The sequence below is a fragment of the Marinobacter halodurans genome, from assembly GCF_004327985.1.
Classification (GTDB): Bacteria; Pseudomonadota; Gammaproteobacteria; order Pseudomonadales; family Oleiphilaceae; genus Marinobacter_A; species Marinobacter_A halodurans.
Window position 1 is genome coordinate 1 of record NZ_SJDL01000175.1, and the last position, 713, is coordinate 713.

At 56.2% G+C, this 713-nt stretch carries 1 pseudogene; it reads left to right on the top strand.

What is annotated here, in order from left to right:
• Nucleotides 1-713, top strand: a pseudogene (locus EZI54_RS24745) (hypothetical protein); the annotation flags it as partial.

Genomic DNA, 713 nt, shown 5'->3' on the forward strand with positions numbered 1-713 from the left:
AAGCGTGAAGACACAAGCCGCTCTGGCTGATCTGTTTTCGTTCGACGGGGTCGATTACCTGGGGGCGTTCCAGTTTGTTGCCGAGATTCTCGAGGACGTCGCGACAGCGCCAGAGGAGGAGGATGCCTTGGCGCTGGATTCGGGGAATACGGAAGACAACGACGGCAAGCAATGGGTGCGGGCGCTCTGTCAGGGCGAGCAATGCCCCGAGTTGTACGGAATGCTCTTTCCGGAATCCAGTGTTGAGACGCTTCAGTCGGACTACGAGGCTCCCGAGGAGCCGGAAGAGAACGACGGTAGCGGCGTGTACCGGGGCACGGAACTGGCAAAACTGGAAACCGCCGGTTTGCCGAAGGTTGAGGACATCACATCGTTCCACGGCCTCGAACTGGTGGCTGCGGCGCATCAGGGCGCATTCCGGACGATGCTCGATTATTACATCCGGTTCGGTAGCAGCATGATGATGGAGGTTCACGGAAAGCTTTGGTCTGCCATACAAAAAGCGGAGAAGAAGCTTGCTGAAGAACCGGCCATTAAGCAGCAGAAAAAAGACATTGCGCAGTTAAAGAGTCAATTGGAGTCGCTTCGCAAAGAGCGCCAGGAATTTGTAGAACAACGTGTCGCTGTTGAGGAAGACTTCCGCGGCGCCACCGAAATACAGAAAGCGAAAGCCTCTGAACTGGATGCCCGTCAGCGCCAGTTGAACGACGCTT